The following is a 19,287-nucleotide window of genomic DNA, read 5'->3' on the forward strand; positions in this document are numbered from 1 at the left end:
ATACTAGGACCAGACGGTAGCGTATGGCATTTTGCAGTGCAGCAAAAATGGCCCGGACGGTCAGAATCCACTCAGCTGGGTGAATGGGGTAGGGGTCGGATCCCCGCAGGGGCTCCGACCCCGACACTGGGCCCGGAATGGGGTCAGAGCCCCTGCGGGGATCCGACCCCTGCAGTGAGGGTTTGCCGGCCGGCGACCGGCACTACCATGCCAGCGCTTTATCTTTTACAATTCGCCTACGTTTATCAGGCTAAGCCCGCGTCCCGACGCGGGTTTTTTTCATGTTACCCTTCGGGCCATCAGCGGCCCGATTCCATTGGAGACATCCCATGGCGCTGGAGCGCACCCTTTCGATCATCAAGCCGGACGCCGTTGCCAAGAACGTCATCGGCGAAATCTACGCCCGCTTCGAGAAGGCCGGCCTGAAGGTCGTGGCCGCCAAGTACAAGCAGCTGTCGCGCCGTGAAGCCGAAGGCTTCTACGCCGTGCACCGCGAGCGTCCGTTCTTCAACGCGCTGGTCGAGTTCATGATCTCCGGCCCGGTGATGATCCAGGCCCTGGAAGGCGAGAACGCCGTCCTGGCCCACCGCGACCTGCTGGGCGCCACCAACCCGAAGGAAGCCGCGCCGGGCACCATCCGCGCCGACTTCGCCGAATCCATCGATGCCAACGCCGCCCACGGCTCGGACTCGGTCGAGAATGCCGCGATTGAAATCGCCTACTTCTTCGCCGCCACCGAAGTCGTTTCGCGCTGAGAGTAATGCCGTGAACGAGGTCGTACAGTCCCCCGCCATCCAGCCGCTGCCGAAGTCGGCACCCACGGCTGGCAAGCAGAACCTGCTCGACCTCGATCGCGCGGGCCTGGAGAAGTTCTTCGTCGAGGTTCTCGGCGAGAAGAAGTTCCGTGCCCATCAGGTGATGAAGTGGATCCACCATCGCTACGTCACCGATTTCGATGAAATGACCGACCTCGGCAAGGTCCTGCGCGCCAAGCTGCAGGCCCATGCCGAGGTGCTGGTTCCGAACATCGTGTTCGACAAGCCCTCCGCCGACGGCACCCACAAGTGGCTGCTGGCGATGGGCGTGGATGGCAAGAACGCCATCGAGACCGTGTACATCCCGGACAAGACCCGCGGCACGCTGTGCGTGTCCTCGCAGGTCGGTTGCGGCCTGAACTGCACGTTCTGCTCCACCGCCACCCAGGGCTTCAACCGCAACCTGACCACTGCCGAGATCATCGGTCAGGTGTGGGTTGCCGCGCGCCACCTGGGCAACGTGCCGCACCAGATGCGCCGCCTCACCAATGTGGTGATGATGGGCATGGGCGAGCCGCTGATGAATTTCGACAACGTCGTGCGCGCCATGAGCGTGATGCGCGACGATCTGGGCTACGGCCTGGCCAACAAGCGCGTGACCCTGTCGACCTCCGGCCTGGTGCCGCAGATCGACCGCTTGTCCGCCGAGAGCGACGTGTCGCTGGCAGTGTCGCTGCATGCGCCGAACGATGCGCTGCGCGAGACCCTGGTGCCGCTCAACAAGAAGTACCCGATCGCCGAGCTGATGGCCTCGTGCGCACGCTACCTGCGCGCCAACAAGCGCCGCGAATCGGTCACCTTCGAATACACCCTGATGAAGGGCATCAACGACAAGCCCGAGCATGCCCGCGAATTGGCCCGCCTGATGCGCCAGTTCGACAACGCGGTGCAGGCCAAGGATTCGGGCAAGGTCAACCTGATTCCCTTCAATCCGTTCCCGGGCACCCGCTACGAGCGTTCGGAAGAAGCGCACATCCGCGCCTTCCAGAAGATCCTGCTCGACAGCAACGTGCTGACCATGGTCCGCCGCACCCGTGGCGACGACATCGACGCCGCCTGTGGCCAGCTCAAGGGCCAGGTGATGGACCGCACCCGCCGCCAGGCGGAGTTCAACAAGACGCTGCAGGCGGGGAAGGGGAGCGATGCCGCGGCCTGACCGCCTCTGGCTGGCGCTTCTCGCAGGCGTGCTGGCCGTTGCGGTCGGCGGCTGCAAATCCCATCCCAAGGCCAAGCTCGGCCCGAGCCAGGCGCCGGTCTATTCGGTGGGTGACCCGGAAAGCGTGCGGCGCGAAGTGCGCTGGCGCGACCTGTTGACGCTGGCGACCCGCGACATGCAGGTCGGCAATCTCGATGCCGCCGAGCGCAAGGTGCGCGAAGCACTGAAGCTGGCGCCCGAGGCGCCCGATGCGCTGGTGCTGCAGGCCGGCATCGATGACCGTCGTGGCCGCACCCGCCAGGCCGGCGAGAACTTCCGCAAGGCCGCCGAACTGGCGCCGCAGCGCGGCGACGTGCTCAACAACTACGGTGCGTGGCTCTGCCAGCAGGGCCAGCCGGCCGAATCGCTGGTCTGGTTCGACCGCGCGTTGCAGGCGCCGGCTTATGCCACCCCGGGCGAAGCCCAAGCCAATGCCGGCAGCTGCGCACTGGATGCGGGCCAGCTTGAACGTGCCGAACGCGACCTGCGTGCGGCGCTCGTGGCGGCCCCGGCCAACCCGGTCGCGCTGGAGTCGATGGCCCAGCTGAGCTACCGCCAGGGCCGCTACATGGAGGCCCGGGCCTTCGCCGAACGTAGGATTGCGGCTGCACCCGCAACGCGTTCCGTGTTACAACTTGCGTCTCAAATCGAAGTGAAGCTGGGCGATCGGGCGGCATCTGATCGTTATCTGCAGCGGATTCGACAGGAATTTCCGCAGGACGCGGGCTCCTAACTCCAGGGTTGATGCATTGTGATTGATGACCAGACTGTGAGCGCTCTCGAGACTGCGGCCGGCTGCGGCACCCGCCTGCGCCAGGCCCGCGAAGCGGCCGGACTGACCCTCGAAGATGTCGGCTCGCGCCTGCGCATGCCGGTCCAGGTGGTCAAGTCGCTGGAAGAGGAACAATGGCAGAAGCTGGGGGCGCCGGTGTTCGTGCGTGGCCAGCTGCGCAGCTATGCGCGCCTGCTCGACGTGGATGTCGGCCAGCTGCTGGAACAGGCCCAGGTCGGCCCGGTGGTTCCGCCCACCCTGGTCAGCCATACCCATACCCCGCGTGCGCGCCGCATCGCCGAGAACCTCGGTCGCCGCGTGCTGTATGTCGGCATCACCGCCGTGCTGGCGGTGCCGGTGTGGTTCGCCACCCGTGGCCACTTCGACGGCAGCGCGACCCCGTCGCCGAGCACCGCCTCGCTGGATGTGATCCCGGCCGCCGTGCCGGTCACCCCGTCCACGGCCGGTGCCGAGGCTGTCGCGCCGGCCGAAGCGGCCACTGCCCCGGCCAGCAAGCCCGCGGCCACCCCGTACGTGGCCTCGCTGGCCCCGGTGCCGCGCCCGGCGCCGGCTCCGGCGGCTGCCGGCAACGCGCTGGAAATGCAGTTCAGCGGCGACAGCTGGGTCGACATCGGCGGCCCGGACGGCAGCACCGTCGAGAAGGCGCTGATCAGGTCCGGCGAGACCCGCAGCTTCACGCCGGGCCAGGTGACCCGGGTGACCCTGGGCAACGCCTCGGCGGTCCAGGTTCAGCAGAACGGCGCTATCGTCGATCTGACCCCCTACCAGCGAGCCAACGTGGCACGCTTTCAGGTATCCTCTGAAGGCTCCGTTGTCCCGGTTTCGCACTGAGGCGCGGTTTCACCACCTTCGATAATCCCAATGGTCCCTCCCGACGGGCGGGGCGAGAGTACGCATGGCGATCGACGATCTGCTCGACGAGCACGAACAAAGTGAACGCGTCCGCAGCTGGCTGCGGAAGAATGGCGCCAGCATCCTCGGTGGCGTAGTCATCGCCATCGGTGCCATTGCCGGCTGGCAGTGGTACCAGAAGGATCAGGGCGGCAAGCTGGCCTCGGCCAATGTCGAGTACCAGAAGGCCCTGCAGGGCCTGCAGCAGAACAAGCTTGACGACGCCGCCAAGGCGGTCAAGGCGCTCGAAGCCGGCCCGTCCAGCATCTACGGCGACCTCGCGGCGCTGCAGCTGGCCAAGGCCCAGGTCGACGCCGGCAAGAATGAAGAGGCACTGGCAACCCTGCGCAATGTGAAGGTCGAAGGTGACCTGCAGCGCGTGGTCGACCAGCGTGTGGCCCGCCTGCTGGTGGCCACCGGCAAGAGCGACGAGGCCATCAAGCTGCTGGGCAGCGCCACCGACAGCAGCAGCCTGGAAATCCATGGCGATGCGCTGATGGCGCAGGGCAAGCGCGATGACGCCCGTGCACAGTACGAGAAGGCGCTGAAGACGCTGGACGTGGCAGCGCCGCAGCGGCGCCTGCTGGAAACCAAGGTTATGGACGCCGGCGGCACCGTCGCCGCCCCTGCGGAGTCGGTTTGATGAGTCAGAAGGTCATGATCACCCGCGTCGCCACCGTGCTCCTGATGGGCATGGCCCTGACCGGCTGCAGCACCATGAAGGGCTGGTTCGCCGGCAAGGACGCGGCCGCGAAGAAGGCACAGGAACCGGCTGAGCTGGTCAAGTTCGAGCCGACCCTGAAGGTCAGCAAGGCCTGGTCGGTCAACCTCGGCAAGGGCGAGCGCCGCATCGGCGTGCGCCAGGGCCCGGCAGTGGCCAACGGCCACGTGTTCGCTGCGGCGATCACCGGTGGCGTGCACGCCATCGACCTGCAGACCGGCAAGAAGGTCTGGACCTGGGAGCCGAAGAAGGAAAAGAAGAAGGCCAAGCTGCGCCTGTCCGGCGGCCCGGGTGTCGGTGAGAACCTGGTCGTGATCGGCACGCTGGATGGCCAGGTCATCGCGCTGGATATCAACGATGGCAGCGAGAAGTGGCGCGCCCGTGTTCCGGGTGAAGTCATCGCCGCGCCGGCCGTTGCCCAGGGCATGGTCTACGTGCGCAGCAACGACGGCCGCGTTACCGGCTTCGATGCCGGCAACGGCACCCAGAAGTGGTTCAACCCGAGCGAGCTGCCGGCGCTGACCGTGCGTGGCAACGCGCCGGTGGTGACCGGCCCGGGCGTGCTGTTCATCGGCAAGGACGAGGGCGCGGTTGCGGCCCTGGCCCAGCAGGACGGCCGCACGCTGTGGGAACAGAACCTCGGCAACGGCGAAGGCCGCACCGAGCTGGAGCGCATGGCCGACGTCGACGGCGCGCCGGTGCTGGAGGGCAACACCCTCTATGTGAGCAGCTTCAAGAACCAGACCATGGCCATCGAAGGCCCGACCGGTCGCCCGCTGTGGGCGCGCGACCATGGCGGTGCCGGTGGTGTGGCGGTGTCGTCGGGCAACGTGTTCGTCACCGACAACAAGGGCGGCGTGTTCGGCCTGGACAAGGCCAGCGGCGCGGCCATGTGGTCGCAGACCGCGCTGGCCCGTCGTTCGCTGACCGGCCCGGCGCTGCACGGCGACTACGTGGTGGTCGGCGACTACAAGGGATACGTGCACTGGTTGCAGGCGTCCGATGGTGCGATGGCGGCACGGGCAAAAAGTGGCGGCGACGCCCTGCTGGCCCAGCCGGTCGTCGCAGACGGGGTGCTGCTGGTGCAGAACGTTGATGGCAAGCTGACCGCCTTCCGGTTGGCAAATTAAAAATTGGAGTAATCGCGATGCTGCCTTTGGTCGCCCTGGTTGGACGGCCGAATGTCGGCAAGTCGACTATTTTCAATGCGCTTACCCGCACCCGTGACGCGCTGGTCCATGACCAGCCCGGCGTCACCCGCGACCGCAACTACGGTGTCTGCCGGCTGGACGAGGACAATCATTTCCTCGTCGTCGACACCGGCGGTATCGCGGAAGAGGAAGAGGGTCTGGCAGGGGCTACCACCCGCCAGGCCCGCGCCGCTGCGGCGGAAGCCGACCTGATCCTGTTCGTGGTCGACGCCCGTGAGGGTACCTCGGCGATGGACGACGAGATCCTGGCCTGGCTGCGCAAGCTGTCGCGCCCGACGCTGCTGCTGATCAACAAGATCGACGGCACCGACGAGGACACCGTGCGTTCGGAGTTCGCCCGTTACGGCTTCGGCGAGATGCTGACCGTGTCGGCCGCGCATCGCCAGGGCTTGGACGACCTGCTGGACGAAGTGATCCAGCGCCTGCCGGAAGAAGGCAGCGGCGAAGAGCTGGACAACGATCCGAACCGCATCCGCATCGCCTTCGTCGGCCGCCCGAACGTGGGCAAGTCGACCCTGGTCAACCGCATCCTCGGCGAGGAGCGCATGATCGCCTCCGACGTGCCGGGCACCACCCGCGACTCGATCGCGGTGGACCTGGAGCGTGATGGCCGCGAGTACCGCCTGATCGATACCGCCGGCCTGCGCCGTCGGTCGCGCGTGGACGAGGTCGTCGAGAAGTTCTCGGTGGTCAAGACCATGCAGTCGATCGAGCAGTGCCAGGTGGCCGTGCTGATGCTCGACGCCACCGAAGGCGTGACCGACCAGGACGCCACCGTGCTCGGTGCCGTGCTCGACGCCGGCCGCGCACTGGTGATCGCCATCAACAAGTGGGATGGCCTGACCGAGTACCAGCGTGAGCAGGCCGAAACCATGCTGTCGCTGAAGCTGGGCTTCGTGCCGTGGGCCGAGTCGGTGCGCATCTCGGCCAAGCATGGTTCGGGCCTGCGTGAGCTGTTCCGCGCGGTGCACCGCGCGCACGAATCGGCGAACAAGACCTTCACCACCAGCGAAGTGAACAAGGCGCTGGAAGTGGCCTACGAGACCAACCCGCCGCCGACCATCCGCGGCCACGTCTCCAAGCTGCGCTACGTGCACCCGGCCGGTTCCAACCCGCCGACCTTCATCGTGCACGGCACCCGCCTGAAGGAGCTGCAGGAGTCGTACAAGCGTTACCTGGAGAACTTCTTCCGCAAGCGCTTCAAGCTGATAGGCACGCCGGTGAGCTTCATCTTCCGCGAGGGTACCAACCCGTACGAGGGCAAGAAGAACGTCCTCACCGAGCGGCAGGTCAAGGCCAAGCGGCGCTTGATGAAGCACGTCAAGGGCAAGTGATTCACGAGAAGGCGGCCGCAGGGCCGCCTTTCTTGTTTGTGGTAGTGCCGGCCGCTGGCCGGCAACCTCGCGTCGTCCGGTGCGTTCATGGCCATGCCGGCCAGCGGCCGGCACTACCCATGTTTGCAGGTATCGGTCAACGCGGCCTGCCGCCACGTGCGCGATAATGCGGCCATGAGCATCCAAGAGATTTCCCCCGCGCAGGCACGCGAGCGCCTGGCCCATGGCGCGGTGCTGATCGATGTGCGCGAGGCGCACGAACGGGCCGGCGGCATGGCCGAGGGCGCGCGCGGCGTGGCCAAGGGCGAGCTGCAGGCCGACCCGGCCGCGCATCTGCCGCGGCACGACCAGGAAATCCTGCTGATCTGCCAGAGTGGCAAGCGCTCGGCCGATGCCGCGCAGTTCCTGCTGGAGGCCGGCTACACCCACGTGGCTTCCGTGACGGGCGGCACCGTGGCCTGGCGCGAGCAGTCGCTGCCGCTGGTGCAGCCGCTGGCCAGTGCTGCCGACCGTGACTTCTTTGATCGCTATTCGCGCCACCTGCTGCTGCCGCAGGTGGGCGAGGCCGGCCAGCGCCGGCTGCAGCAGTCGCGCGTGCTGGTGCTGGGCGCGGGTGGGCTGGGCGCACCGGCTGGGTTCTACCTGGCCGCCGCCGGGGTAGGGCACCTGCGCTTCGCCGACCACGACCGCGTGGAGCGCAGCAACCTGCACCGCCAGATCGTGCATACCGAAGCCAGCGTCGGCCAGTTCAAGGTCGATTCGGCGCGCGAGCGGCTGCTGGCGTTGAACCCGTCGATCGACGTCGAGGCGGTGCCTGAGCGGGTCACTTCCGAGAACGTGGATGCGCTGCTGGAGGGCGTGGACGTGGTGCTGGATGGCTCGGACAACTTCCCGCTGCGCTACCTGCTCAACGACGCCTGCATCAAGCACGCCACGCCGCTGGTGTATGCCGCCATCGAGCGCTTTGACGGCCAGGTAAGCGTGTTTGACGCTGGCCGCCAGCGTGGCGTGGCGCCGTGCTACCGCTGCCTGTTCCCCGAGCCGCCGCCGCCGGAGTTCGCGCCGAACTGTTCCGAGGCGGGTGTGCTGGGCGTGCTGCCCGGCCTGGCCGGCGTGCTGCAGGCGACCGAGGTGCTGAAGCTGCTGCTGGGTATCGGTGAGCCGCTGGTCGGCCGCCTGCTGCGCTTCGATGCGCTGGGCATGTGCTTCCGTGAGACCGGCATCCGGCCGGACCCGCAGTGCCCGGTGTGCGCGCCGGGCGTGCCGTTCCCGGGATATATCGATTACGCCGCGTTCTGCCGGGGTGGGTGAGGCTGGCCGGGGCGTCATCCGCGCATGGCGTGGATCTACTGTAGAGCCGAGCCCATGCTCGGCTGCTTCTGGCCTCGGCACGAAGAGCAGCCGAGCGTGGGCTCGGCTCTACAGGTTGTGGTTGTGCCAACCAAGGTTGGCACCCACCGACGCGGATGCATGGTTTCGGGATGATGCTGGGGGTCACTCCCGGTATCGTTCCATCTCCAAGACAATCCGGCGCAACATGCGTGCTATTGCCGTCATCGGCATTGCTCTATTGTTGAACGCGATTCTGGATCTTGGGGAACACACCGCATGGCGGTAGAAGCAGCGACCAGCGAGCTGGTCAAGGTCGTCGCCCTGTTGGGCGCGGCGGTGGTGATGGTGCCTTTGTTCCGTCGCGCCGGCCTGGGCTCGGTGCTGGGCTACTTCGCCGCCGGCTTGGCGATCGGGCCGTTCGGGCTGGGCTGGTTCTCCGACCCGCAGGCCATCCTGCATACCGCCGAACTCGGCGTGGTGATGTTCCTGTTCGTGATCGGCCTGGAGATGCGGCCCTCCCACCTGTGGAGCCTGCGCAAGGAGATCTTTGGGCTGGGCACGCTGCAGATCGTCACCTGTGCGGTGGTGCTGACCAGCATCGCCAAGCTGTTCGGCCTGCCGTGGCAGGTGGCCTTCATCGGCGCCACCGGCTTTGTGCTGACCTCCACCGCGGTGGTGATGCAGTTGCTGGCCGAGCGTGGCGACATCGCACTGCCGTCGGGGCAGAAGATCGTTTCGATCCTGCTGTTCGAAGACCTGCTGATCGTGCCGTTGCTGGCGCTGGTGGCCTGGATGGGCCCGAGCGCGGGCAGTGCCGACGGCGAGGGCTCGCGCTGGCTGTCGGTAGCGATCGGCGTCGGCGCCATCGTCGGCCTGGTGCTGGTCGGCCGTTTCCTGCTCAATCCGCTGTTCCGCGTGCTGGCCGAATCGAAGGCGCGCGAGGTGATGACCGCCGCCGCGCTGCTGGTGGTGCTTGGCGCTGCGCTGCTGATGCAGCTGTCCGGCCTGTCGATGGCGATGGGCGCGTTCCTGGCCGGCGTGCTGCTGAGCGAGTCGACCTTCCGCCACCAGATCGAAGCGGATATCGAGCCGTTCCGCGGCATCCTACTGGGCCTGTTCTTCCTCAGCGTGGGCATGGCGCTGGACCTGGGCGTGGTGGCTGGCAACTGGCAGCTGATCCTCGGCCTGGTGCTGGCGTTGATGGTCGCCAAGGCGCTGTGCATCTACGTGGTGGCGCGCATCATGGGTAGCGACCACGCGCAGGCGCTGGACCGCGGCGTGCTGATGGCGCAGGGCGGCGAGTTCGCCTTCGTGCTGTTCTCTGCCGCGGCATCGGCCGGTGTGATCAACCTGGAGATCAATGCCAACTTCACCGCCGTGGTGGTGTTGTCGATGGCGCTGACCCCGCTGGTGGTGCTGGTCTACAAGCGCATCGCGCCGAAGCCGACGGTGAACATGGACGGCGTGGACGAGGCCGAGGGTCTGTCCGGCAGTGTGCTGCTGATCGGCTTCGGCCGCTTCGGCCAGGTCGCCAGCCAGTCGCTGCTGGCGCGCGACGTGGACGTGACCATCATCGACAACGACGTGGAGATGATCCAGAGCGCCGCGCGCTTCGGTTTCAAGATCTACTACGGCGACGGTACGCGACTGGACGTGCTTCATGCCTCGGGCGCGGCCACCGCGCGTGCGATTGCGGTGTGCGTGGACAAGGCCGAGGCCGCCGACCGCATCGTCGAACTGGTGTCGCACGAGTTCCCGCAGGCCAAGCTGATGGTGCGCTCGTTCGACCGCGAACATTCGCTGCGGCTGATCCATGCCGGCGTCGATTTCCAGATCCGCGAGACGTTTGAATCGGCGGTGTTGTTCGGCCAGGCCGCGCTGGTGGAACTGGGTGCGGATGAAGACGACGCGGTGGAGATTGCCGAGCAGATCCGTCGCCGCGATGCCGAGCGTTTCGAGCTGGAGATTGCCGGTGGTGGCTTGAATGCCGGCGCCAAGATGGTGTTCGGCAATTCAGCCCAGGGCGTGCCGACGCCGACGCCGTTCACCGCGCCGAAGCGGGCAAGCAAGACGTTGAACCCGCAGGACGTGCCGGAAGAGGAAGAATAACGTTTGCGGGTCGGATCCCTTTCCAGCGGAAAGGGCTCTGACCCGCTACGTCGTGCTGGGGTCAGAGCCCTTTGCCTGTGGCAAAGGGATCCGACCCCGTCAGGACCCCATCCTGCGGTGGGCGAGGGGGCCTGAATCAGGGACAATAGCGTCCCCGCCGCCCCACGCCTGCTCCCGATGACCGATTCCGCCCCCCAGCACCCTGCCCGCATCCTTGATGGCCGCCGCATCGCCGAGGACCTGCTCGACAGCCTGAAGGTGCGCGTCGACGCCCGCGTGGCGGCCGGTGGCAGCCGCCCGGGCCTGGCCGTGGTGCTGGTCGGTGGCGACCCGGCCTCGACCGTATACGTGCGCAACAAGCGCCGTGCCGCCGAGAAGGTCGGCATCGAGGCACACGACTACGATCTGCCGGCCGGTACCACCGAGGCCGAGCTGCTCGACCTGATCGACCAGCTCAACGCCGATCCGGAGATCAACGGCATCCTGATCCAGCTGCCGCTGCCGGGAATCCCCGATGCGCGCCGGCTGATCCAGCGCATCGACCCGCGCAAGGACGTGGACGGCTTCCACCCGGAAAACGTCGGCCACCTGGCCCTGCGCGAGTTCGGCCTGCGCCCCTGCACCCCGCGCGGCATCACCACGCTGCTGGGCCACACCGACCAGCCGGTGCGCGGCCGCAACGCCACCATCGTGGGCGTGAGCAACCATGTCGGCCGCCCGATGGGCCTGGAGCTGCTGATCGCCGGCTGCACCGTGACCAGCTGCCACAAGTTCACCCCCAAGGACGTGCTGGAACAGGCCGTGCGCAACGCCGACATCCTGGTGGTGGCGGTGGGCCGCCCGGGCATCGTGCCGGGCGAGTGGGTGAAGCCGGGCGCGGTGGTGATCGACGTCGGCATCAACCGGTTGGACGACGGCCGCCTGGTGGGCGACGTCGGGTTTGAGGCGGCTGCCCAGCGGGCGAGCTGGATCACCCCGGTGCCGGGTGGCGTGGGCCCGATGACCGTGGCCACGTTGATGCAGAACACCCTGGAAGCGGCGGAAGCGCTGAGCTGACCTTTTGGGGGGGGCAACCGTTGGCCTGCTCCTGGTAGGTGCCAACCTTGGTTGGCACACATCCATCGGGGCCATCGGCCCATCTGGGGTGCCGGTGCCGGACGGATCGTGCCAACCAAGGTTGGCACCTACCAAAGGCGGTTCCGTGGGGGTTCCCAGGCGGCGCGTGGCCCCGGTCCGTCGCCCTGAACCAATCGCCGCCGGCGCGACACTGCGTCGCATCTACCCCCTGCCACGCGGCGCGAAAAAGGGGTAAAATGTCGCGCTTCCCCACATCTCGGGTATGCCGATGCTGCGCATCCAGGCTGAAGCACTCACTTACGACGACGTCTCGCTCGTCCCCGCCCACTCGACCATCCTGCCCAAGGACGTCAACCTCGAAACGCGGTTGACCCGAGACCTGAAGCTGAAGCTTCCGATCCTGTCCGCCGCGATGGACACCGTCACCGAAGCCCGCCTGGCCATCGCCATGGCCCAGCTCGGCGGCATGGGCATCATCCACAAGAATCTCAGCCTGGAACAGCAGGCCGCGGAAGTGGCCAAGGTCAAGAAGTTCGAGGCCGGTGTCATCCGCGACCCGATCACCGTCGGTCCGGAAACCACCATCCGCGACGTGCTGGCCCTGACCCAGGCGCACAACATCTCCGGCGTGCCGGTGGTGGGCAGCGACGGCCAGCTGGCCGGCATCGTGACCCACCGCGACATGCGCTTCGAGACCGAGCTGGACGACCCGGTCCGCCACATCATGACCAAGAAGGATCGCCTGATCACGGTCAAGGAAGGCGCCGCGTCTGACGAAGTGCTGCAGCTGCTGCACCGCAACCGCATCGAGAAGGTGCTGGTGGTCAACGATTCGTTCGAACTGCGTGGCCTGATCACCGTCAAGGACATCCAGAAGAACACCGACTTCCCGAACGCTGCCAAGGACCTGTCGACCCGCCTGCTGGTCGGCGCTGCCGTCGGCGTGGGTGGCGATACCGATCGCCGCGTGGAAGCGCTGGTCGCCGCCGGCGTGGACGTGATCGTGGTCGATACCGCGCACGGCCACTCGCAGGGCGTGCTGGACCGCGTCAGCTGGGTCAAGAAGAACTTCCCGAACGTGCAGGTCATCGGTGGCAACATCTGCACCGGCGAAGCCGCACTGGCGCTGCTGGACAGCGGCGCGGACGCAGTGAAGGTCGGCATCGGCCCGGGCTCGATCTGCACCACCCGCGTCGTCGCCGGCGTCGGCGTGCCGCAGGTCACCGCGATCGATCTGGTGGCCGAAGCGCTACAGGACCGCATCCCGCTGATCGCCGACGGTGGCATCCGCTACTCGGGCGACATCGGCAAGGCGCTGGCCGCCGGTGCCTCGACCATCATGGTCGGCGGCCTGCTGGCCGGTACCGAGGAATCGCCGGGCGAGACCGAGCTGTACCAGGGCCGTTCGTACAAGAGCTACCGCGGCATGGGTTCGCTGGCTGCCATGGAGAAGGGGTCGAAGGACCGCTACTTCCAGGACGCCGCCACCGCCGACAAGCTGGTGCCGGAAGGCATCGAAGGCCGCGTGCCGTACCGCGGCCCGGTGGGCGGCATCATCCACCAGCTGATGGGCGGCCTGCGCGCCACCATGGGCTACGTGGGCTGCGCCACCATCGAAGACATGCGCAGCAAGCCCAAGTTCGTGAAGATCAGCGGCGCCGGCCAGCGTGAGAGCCACGTCCACGACGTGACCATCACCAAAGAGCCGCCGAACTACCGCGCCTGATGCGCTTGCGAACTGCTCTTGCGATTACGGGCAGCCTGCTGATGGCAGGCTGTTCGTTGTCCGAACCGCCGCCGCGCTCCGGGTCTCCGGGCGCGGCGGTTTCGCAATTGCAGGACGTGCAGGCCTGCCAGAACGCGTTCTCGCTGCCGAAGGGCTGGCAGGTGCAGGCCGCTGGCGAACAGCGCTGGCTGCTGAAGGGCACCGGCGAGCGCCCGCTGCAGGTCACCTTGCAGTGCATTACCGAGCTGCTGCACGGGCCGGATGATCCGGTGCTGACGCCGGTACTGGGCGCGCTGGAGCCCGCACGGATGAGCGTGCGCTGGGCGTCCTGGGGCGCTGCGGGTTCGGGCGTCTCGATGGCGGCGCTGCAACGGCGCATCGTGCCCGGCACCGAAGTGCAGGAGATCGCCGAACTGCCGCGCGCTGACCGCGCCAGCCCCAACGCGCCGCACGGCCTGCTGATGCTGCGCTGGGACGAGGAAGATCCCTCACATATTCAACAACGCGAGGCGTTCATCGCCACGCTGACGCAGAGCCTTGAAGCGCCGGGCGCTGCGAAAAACACCACTGGAACGGCACCATGACCAACATCCATAACGACAAGATCCTCATCCTCGATTTCGGCGCGCAGTACACGCAGCTGATCGCCCGCCGCATCCGCGAGCTGGGCGTCTACTGCGAAATCTGGGCATGGGACCACAACCCGGCCGAGATCGCCGCGTTTGGCGCCAAGGGCATCATCCTGTCCGGTGGCCCGGAATCGACCACGCTGCCGGGTGCCCCGGCCGCGCCGCAGGAAGTGTTCGACAGCGGCCTGCCGATCTTCGGCATCTGCTACGGCATGCAGACCCTGGCCGCCCAGCTGGGCGGTGCCACCGAAGCGGCTGACCAGCGCGAGTTCGGCCACGCCGAAGTGAACGTGATCAACCCCGATGCGCTGTTCAAGGGCCTGAGCGACCACGGCGGCGAGCCGAAGCTGAATGTCTGGATGAGCCACGGCGACCACGTCTCCGTTGCACCGCCGGGCTTCACCATCACCGCCACCACCGACCGCATTCCGGTGGCCGCCATGGCCAACGAAGAAAAGCGCTGGTACGGCGTGCAGTTCCACCCGGAAGTGACCCACACCCTGCAGGGCCAGGCGCTGCTGCGCCGCTTCGTGGTGGACGTGTGCGGCTGCCAGACCCTGTGGACCGCCGCCAACATCATCGACGACCAGATCGCCCGCGTGCGCGAACAGGTGGGCGATGACGAAGTGATCCTGGGCCTGTCCGGTGGCGTCGATTCGTCCGTAGTGGCCGCGCTGCTGCACAAGGCCATCGGCGAGAAGCTGACCTGCGTGTTCGTGGATACCGGCCTGCTGCGTTGGCAGGAAGGCGACCAGGTGATGGCGATGTTCGCCGAGCACATGGGCGTAAAGGTCGTTCGCGTGAACGCCGCAGACCGTTACTTTGCTGCGCTGGAAGGCGTGAGCGACCCGGAAGCCAAGCGCAAGATCATCGGCAACCTGTTCGTCGAGATCTTCGACGAAGAATCGAACAAGCTGAAGAACGCCAAGTGGCTGGCGCAGGGCACCATCTACCCGGACGTGATCGAGTCGGCCGGCAGCAAGACCGGCAAGGCGCATGTGATCAAGAGCCACCACAACGTGGGCGGCCTGCCGGAGCACATGAAGCTGGGCCTGGTGGAGCCGCTGCGCGAGCTGTTCAAGGACGAAGTGCGCCGCCTGGGTGTTGAGCTGGGCCTGCCGCGCACCATGGTCTACCGCCATCCGTTCCCGGGCCCGGGCCTGGGCGTGCGTATCCTGGGCGAAGTGAAGCGCGAATACGCCGAGCTGCTGGCCAAGGCCGATGCCATCTTCATTGATGAGCTGCGCAAGGCGGACCTGTACGACAAGACCAGTCAGGCGTTTGCCGTGTTCCTGCCGGTGAAGTCGGTGGGCGTGGTGGGTGACGCGCGGGCTTATGAGTGGGTGATTGCGCTGCGGGCCGTGGAGACGATTGACTTCATGACGGCGCACTGGGCGCATCTGCCGTATGAGTTCCTGGGGACGGTGAGCAACCGGATCATCAATGAGTTGCGGGGGGTGTCGCGGGTGGTTTATGACATCTCGGGGAAGCCGCCGGCTACAATTGAGTGGGAATGAGGCTGGGCGGACTTTGACCCGCAAAAACGGGTATGAGCAGACCGAAAAGCCCGCGCAATTGCGGGCTTTTCTCATCCTGAGGCGGTTGCACCGGGTACGCTTCGCGTCATCAGGCGCTCTGCATCTATGGCAAGGTAGTCGGTACATTTTGAGCTCGATTCCATGGTCCGACAAGTAGACGTCGTAAAAGGCATGCACCTCAAGGTCGCTTCTAAAGCCACTGTGGGCCGCAAGTCCCTGGTCAATGCCGCAACTGAGGCAATGGCGGCGGGGGCGGATAGCAAGGCACGAGGCGCTGTTTTCACGCGCCCTGAGGTTGTTGATTTTATTCTGGATCTTTCTGGTTATAGGGAAGATCAACCCCTTTACGAGAAACGGATTCTTGAGCCGTCTTTCGGTCGAGGGCAATTCTTGTTTCCGATCATTAATCGATTGCTGGACTCATGGATGTCTGCTCGTCCGGAAGGTTCCCCATTGAACGAACTGGGCAATGCGATTCGGGCGATAGAGCTGCATCATGACACCTTTCGAGATACTAGAATTGGTGTAATCGCGCTGCTCGTGCATCGAGGAATCTCCGTCCAAGAGGCGGAGGTTCTGGCTGGGCGCTGGCTGTCCCAAGGGGACTTCCTGCTGGTTTCGATTGAGGGAGAGTTCGATTTTATAGTAGGCAATCCTCCCTATGTTCGTCAGGAGATGATTCCGGGGCCGTTACTTGCTGAGTACCGTGATCGCTACGTTACGCTCTATGACCGGGCCGATCTCTACGTCCCCTTCATCGAGCGATCCCTTTCGATGCTGGCGAATGCCGGAAGCTTGGGCTTCATCTGTTCGGATCGTTGGACGAAAAACCGCTATGGCGCACCATTGCGGAGCCTCGTAGCCGAGCAATTTCACCTCAAAGTCTATGTTGATATGGTCGATACTTCGGCCTTTCATTCTGATGTGGTCGCCTATCCGGCAATTACTATCGTCAGTCGTGCAAAGCCAGGTCCGACGAGGATCTCTCATCGGCCGGAAATCGACCGAGTAGCTTTGACTTCACTTGCGAGTTTGCTCTTGGCCCCCCTCCTGCCGAAAGGCAGTAGCGAGGTGCGCGAGCTGACGGGCGTCACTAACGGTACCGAGCCGTGGTTGCTGGGGTCATCCGATCAAATGGCGCTTATCCGGCGCCTGGAGGAGTCTTTCCCGTCGCTGGAGGAGGCAGGGTGCAGGGTTGGAATCGGGGTGGCCACTGGTGCAGACAAGGCCTTCATTGGCGATTTCGCCGCTCTTGATGTCGAGCCAAGTCGAAAACTGCGGCTTGTAACGACTAAAGATATATTGAGTGGCGAGGTGGTCTGGCGGGGTCAAGCTGTTGTAAATCCCTTTGCTGAATCGGGTGAGTTGGTAAGTCTTGAAAAATTCCCGCGATTGCGTCGGTACTTAGAGACGCGTCGAGGTGTGATTGTTGCTCGCCACTGTGCACAAAAAAATCCAGAAAAATGGTATCGAACGATTGATCGCATCACGCCTTCGCTTGCGGCAAGGCCGAAGTTGTTGATTCCAGATATTAAGGGTGAAGCACATGTGGTGTTCGAAGATGGGAAGTTCTATCCACATCATAATCTCTATCATGTGACTTCGGATGACTGGGAACTTCGGGCATTGCAAGCTGTGTTGCTATCTGCCGTTTCCCGTATATTTGTGGCAACTTATTCGACAAAGATGCGGGGCGGATTTCTTCGCTTTCAGGCCCAGTATCTTCGCCGAATCCGCATCCCGCGTTGGGTGGATGTGCCAATGTCCTTGCGCCTTGCGTTGGCTGATGCGGCGATCAAGCGCGATGTGCAAGCGTGCAATCGCGCAACGTTCGAGCTCTATGGGCTGAGTTGTGAAGAAAAATCTGCCCTCGGTGAAAATGGAGAATAAATGGCACTCGATCTAGTCAATTACGAAGATAAAGCCCGTGAGGCTGTAAAAGCCTTTTGGGGTAGCCGTGAAGTAGCAAGGCAGAAGCAACTTGAAGCGGGTAAAGCTGATCAGGGTGAGCGTGCAGGAGTTACTGCTGGAAAGAATATGGATGGATTTCTATCCCTGCTGATAGAAATTGTTAAAGCTAATGGACTGGGTCACGCTGAAGTTCACTTGGGGCGGGCGATGTTGGCTCTGCCTGGATATTTTAGGCCGACCAAGCTGTGGGATATTCTCGTTACATACAAAGGGCAGTTGATCGCTGCTGTCGAGCTAAAAAGTCAGGTGGGTCCTTCGTTCGGAAATAACTTCAACAATCGAACGGAGGAGGCTATTGGGACGGCCCATGATCTATGGACAGCTTATCGAGAGGAGGCTTTTGGTAAACAGCCGCGTCCCTTCGTCGGTTGGATGATGATGGTTGAAGATGCAGTGCAGTCCCGTAATCCTGTGCGTGATTCGTCACCCCACTTCCCAGTGTTTGAGGAGTTTAAGGGTGCGTCCTATCTGCAGCGTTACGACTTGCTCTGTCAGCGGCTTGTTCAAGAGCAGCTTTACACCACTGCCGCGGTCATTGCGTCAGAGCGTTGTGCTGTTAACACGGGTGATTTCAGGGAGCTTTCCTCAATGACTAGCTTGAGGGCATTTGTATCTGCTTTTGCAGGTCACATCGCTGCAGAGGCCGCTAGATTGGGTTGACGGCAATGGGCTGCTGACGTTCTATGTATCAGTTCGCCGATTCGTGTAGCTCCATTGCCCTCTCGCTCGAATTGGTCAGACGGGAAGGCCTAATCGCCTGGAGCTTTGTTGCAGGATTGTCGTTATACGGATCGTCTTTTGAATGTTCGGGGGGGTAATGGTCGGCAAGATTGATGCGTTTGGAATTCATCCTTGAGATAGAGGGGTTGAGTGATTCGGCATGAAACATAGCATCGCAAACTGGAGTGACATTGCTGCGCTCTATCGGGGCGGGACAGTCCTGATGGGGAATGGGGCGAGCATTGCAGTGTCGAATCATTTTTCATATGGTTCATTGCTTGATCATGCAAAGAACAATGGTCTTCTAACTGAGGACGTGCGCGGAATTTTTGAGTTCTTCTGCACAGAAGATTTTGAGTTGGTTTTGCGACTTGTTTGGCAAGCCACCAATGTCAACAAATCACTGAAAATCCCTGATGATCGGACACTAAGTGCATATCGCCATGTCCGAGAATGCCTGATCGAAGCTGTTCGGGCAATTCATCCCGAGTACGGAGAGGTTCAGTCTCGACTTCCTCTCATGTATCAATTTCTCAAGTCATTTGGAACGGTTCTGTCGCTCAATTATGATCTGCTGGTCTATTGGACGGTGACGTATGGGCTCAATGTTGAAGATCGCCATCGCTTCAAGGATTGCTTCCTTCGGGATCGAAGATTTGATGATAACTGGCAGCGATACCGGGAGCTTTATAACGAAGCGGCCAATACCTTGGTGTTCTATCCCCACGGAAGTCTAGCTCTATGTAGAGATGCGTTAGAGGAGGAGCTTAAGATTCATGCAGGCGGCGATGGGCTTCTTGAGGCTATCCTGGCCGAATGGCGAAGTGAGCGTGTTGTGCCACTTTTCGTCAGCGAAGGAACGAAGGCGCAGAAGATTTCCTCAATCCAGAATAGCTACTATCTATCGACGGTGTACAGGGAAGTGCTGGCCTCGACAAAAGGGCCTTTGACGATTTTCGGTTGGGGAATCGGAGAGCATGATCGCCATTTGCTCCAGCGCATGCGCAGTGGTGCTATTCAGCGGGTTGCCGTGTCTGTGTTTCGAAATGACCAGGCCTACTGCAACTATGCCTATCAGGTTATACGAGAGGATATAGGGGAGGTTCAAATAGAGTTTTTTGACTGCGAAAGTCCTGGTTGTTGGGTTCAACCTGAGTCGGGGAAATAGCTAATTGTTCGAATGCCCTACGATCACTCTGGAAAGGCATTTTTGGCAATCGTGGAC

16 protein-coding genes are annotated in these 19,287 nt (G+C 63.8%); all 16 read left to right on the forward strand.

What is annotated here, in order from left to right; all coding sequences use genetic code 11:
- The first annotated feature begins 329 nt into the window (after window positions 1-329).
- The 16 genes from ndk to AC5P7I_RS11215 all read left to right on the forward strand — a co-directional run bounded on the left by ndk (window position 330) and on the right by AC5P7I_RS11215 (window position 19,230).
- Complete coding sequence (gene ndk / locus AC5P7I_RS11140; RefSeq protein WP_005409295.1) at window positions 330-755, forward strand: nucleoside-diphosphate kinase; 426 nt, start codon at window positions 330-332, stop codon at window positions 753-755.
- A 10-nt stretch (window positions 756-765) separates the two neighbouring features.
- Window positions 766-1,971 carry a dual-specificity RNA methyltransferase RlmN gene (rlmN, locus tag AC5P7I_RS11145; protein ID WP_005409296.1) on the forward strand — a complete coding sequence of 402 codons (1,206 nt, stop codon included), beginning with the start codon at window positions 766-768 and terminating at the stop codon, window positions 1,969-1,971.
- Window positions 1,958-2,743 (forward strand): type IV pilus biogenesis/stability protein PilW, encoded by a 786-nt coding sequence (gene pilW / locus AC5P7I_RS11150; RefSeq protein WP_134808776.1) that lies wholly within the window; start codon window positions 1,958-1,960, stop codon window positions 2,741-2,743. Before rlmN ends, pilW begins: the two co-directional genes overlap by 14 nt.
- An 18-nt stretch (window positions 2,744-2,761) precedes the next feature.
- Window positions 2,762-3,634 carry a RodZ domain-containing protein gene (locus AC5P7I_RS11155; protein ID WP_032960759.1) on the forward strand — a complete coding sequence of 291 codons (873 nt, stop codon included), beginning with the start codon at window positions 2,762-2,764 and terminating at the stop codon, window positions 3,632-3,634.
- 64 nt (window positions 3,635-3,698) lie between these two features.
- Window positions 3,699-4,337 (forward strand): YfgM family protein, encoded by a 639-nt coding sequence (locus tag AC5P7I_RS11160; protein WP_032960761.1) that lies wholly within the window; start codon window positions 3,699-3,701, stop codon window positions 4,335-4,337.
- On the forward strand, window positions 4,337-5,545 hold the full coding sequence (bamB, locus tag AC5P7I_RS11165) for an outer membrane protein assembly factor BamB (RefSeq protein ID WP_014036904.1): 1,209 nt from the start codon (window positions 4,337-4,339) through the stop codon (window positions 5,543-5,545). Before AC5P7I_RS11160 ends, bamB begins: the two co-directional genes overlap by 1 nt.
- A gap of 17 nt (window positions 5,546-5,562) precedes the next feature.
- Window positions 5,563-6,960: a ribosome biogenesis GTPase Der gene (gene der, locus AC5P7I_RS11170; protein ID WP_014646861.1), complete on the forward strand. Its 1,398-nt coding sequence runs from the start codon at window positions 5,563-5,565 to the stop codon at window positions 6,958-6,960.
- Window positions 6,961-7,134: 174 nt separating this feature from the next.
- On the forward strand, window positions 7,135-8,271 hold the full coding sequence (gene moeB / locus AC5P7I_RS11175) for a molybdopterin-synthase adenylyltransferase MoeB (RefSeq protein WP_197621539.1): 1,137 nt from the start codon (window positions 7,135-7,137) through the stop codon (window positions 8,269-8,271).
- A 297-nt stretch (window positions 8,272-8,568) separates the two neighbouring features.
- The gene (locus tag AC5P7I_RS11180; protein ID WP_180835768.1) at window positions 8,569-10,401 is read left to right on the forward strand and encodes a monovalent cation:proton antiporter-2 (CPA2) family protein; all 1,833 of its coding nucleotides are present in this window, start codon (window positions 8,569-8,571) and stop codon (window positions 10,399-10,401) included.
- Between the two features lie 177 nt (window positions 10,402-10,578).
- Window positions 10,579-11,457 carry a bifunctional methylenetetrahydrofolate dehydrogenase/methenyltetrahydrofolate cyclohydrolase FolD gene (folD, locus tag AC5P7I_RS11185; RefSeq protein ID WP_262087356.1) on the forward strand — a complete coding sequence of 293 codons (879 nt, stop codon included), beginning with the start codon at window positions 10,579-10,581 and terminating at the stop codon, window positions 11,455-11,457.
- Between the two features lie 289 nt (window positions 11,458-11,746).
- Window positions 11,747-13,204, forward strand: a complete 1,458-nt coding sequence (gene guaB / locus AC5P7I_RS11190; protein ID WP_005416248.1) for an IMP dehydrogenase — start codon at window positions 11,747-11,749, stop codon at window positions 13,202-13,204.
- 107 nt (window positions 13,205-13,311) lie between these two features.
- On the forward strand, window positions 13,312-13,788 hold the full coding sequence (locus AC5P7I_RS11195) for a hypothetical protein (protein ID WP_321212199.1): 477 nt from the start codon (window positions 13,312-13,314) through the stop codon (window positions 13,786-13,788).
- A complete protein-coding gene (gene guaA / locus AC5P7I_RS11200) occupies window positions 13,785-15,350 on the forward strand; it encodes a glutamine-hydrolyzing GMP synthase (RefSeq protein ID WP_005413109.1) in 1,566 nt (521 codons plus the stop codon). Before AC5P7I_RS11195 ends, guaA begins: the two co-directional genes overlap by 4 nt.
- A 192-nt stretch (window positions 15,351-15,542) precedes the next feature.
- Window positions 15,543-17,261, forward strand: coding sequence for an Eco57I restriction-modification methylase domain-containing protein (locus AC5P7I_RS11205; RefSeq protein WP_262087362.1), 1,719 nt, complete (start codon window positions 15,543-15,545; stop codon window positions 17,259-17,261).
- Window positions 17,262-18,002 carry a PaeR7I family type II restriction endonuclease gene (locus tag AC5P7I_RS11210; protein ID WP_262087364.1) on the forward strand — a complete coding sequence of 247 codons (741 nt, stop codon included), beginning with the start codon at window positions 17,262-17,264 and terminating at the stop codon, window positions 18,000-18,002.
- Between the two features lie 220 nt (window positions 18,003-18,222).
- Window positions 18,223-19,230, forward strand: a complete 1,008-nt coding sequence (locus AC5P7I_RS11215) for a DUF4917 family protein (RefSeq protein ID WP_262087366.1) — start codon at window positions 18,223-18,225, stop codon at window positions 19,228-19,230.
- Window positions 19,231-19,287: the final 57 nt, after the last annotated feature.

Source organism: Stenotrophomonas sp. YJH_SMC_138, from assembly GCF_059369855.1.

Excerpts from the sequence above, each read along its gene's own strand:
- pilW (WP_134808776.1), top strand. The coding sequence starts at position 1,958 with ATGCCGCGGCCTGACCGCCTCTGGCTGGCGCTTCTCGCAGGCGTGCTG.
- guaB (WP_005416248.1), top strand. The coding sequence starts at position 11,747 with ATGCTGCGCATCCAGGCTGAAGCACTCACTTACGACGACGTCTCGCTC.
- AC5P7I_RS11210 (WP_262087364.1), top strand. The coding sequence starts at position 17,262 with ATGGCACTCGATCTAGTCAATTACGAAGATAAAGCCCGTGAGGCTGTA.
- guaA (WP_005413109.1), top strand. The coding sequence starts at position 13,785 with ATGACCAACATCCATAACGACAAGATCCTCATCCTCGATTTCGGCGCG.
- folD (WP_262087356.1), top strand. The coding sequence starts at position 10,579 with ATGACCGATTCCGCCCCCCAGCACCCTGCCCGCATCCTTGATGGCCGC.
- ndk (WP_005409295.1), top strand. The coding sequence starts at position 330 with ATGGCGCTGGAGCGCACCCTTTCGATCATCAAGCCGGACGCCGTTGCC.
- AC5P7I_RS11160 (WP_032960761.1), top strand. The coding sequence starts at position 3,699 with ATGGCGATCGACGATCTGCTCGACGAGCACGAACAAAGTGAACGCGTC.
- bamB (WP_014036904.1), top strand. The coding sequence starts at position 4,337 with ATGAGTCAGAAGGTCATGATCACCCGCGTCGCCACCGTGCTCCTGATG.
- der (WP_014646861.1), top strand. The coding sequence starts at position 5,563 with ATGCTGCCTTTGGTCGCCCTGGTTGGACGGCCGAATGTCGGCAAGTCG.
- moeB (WP_197621539.1), top strand. The coding sequence starts at position 7,135 with ATGAGCATCCAAGAGATTTCCCCCGCGCAGGCACGCGAGCGCCTGGCC.
- AC5P7I_RS11180 (WP_180835768.1), top strand. The coding sequence starts at position 8,569 with ATGGCGGTAGAAGCAGCGACCAGCGAGCTGGTCAAGGTCGTCGCCCTG.
- AC5P7I_RS11215 (WP_262087366.1), top strand. The coding sequence starts at position 18,223 with ATGAAACATAGCATCGCAAACTGGAGTGACATTGCTGCGCTCTATCGG.
- AC5P7I_RS11205 (WP_262087362.1), top strand. The coding sequence starts at position 15,543 with ATGCACCTCAAGGTCGCTTCTAAAGCCACTGTGGGCCGCAAGTCCCTG.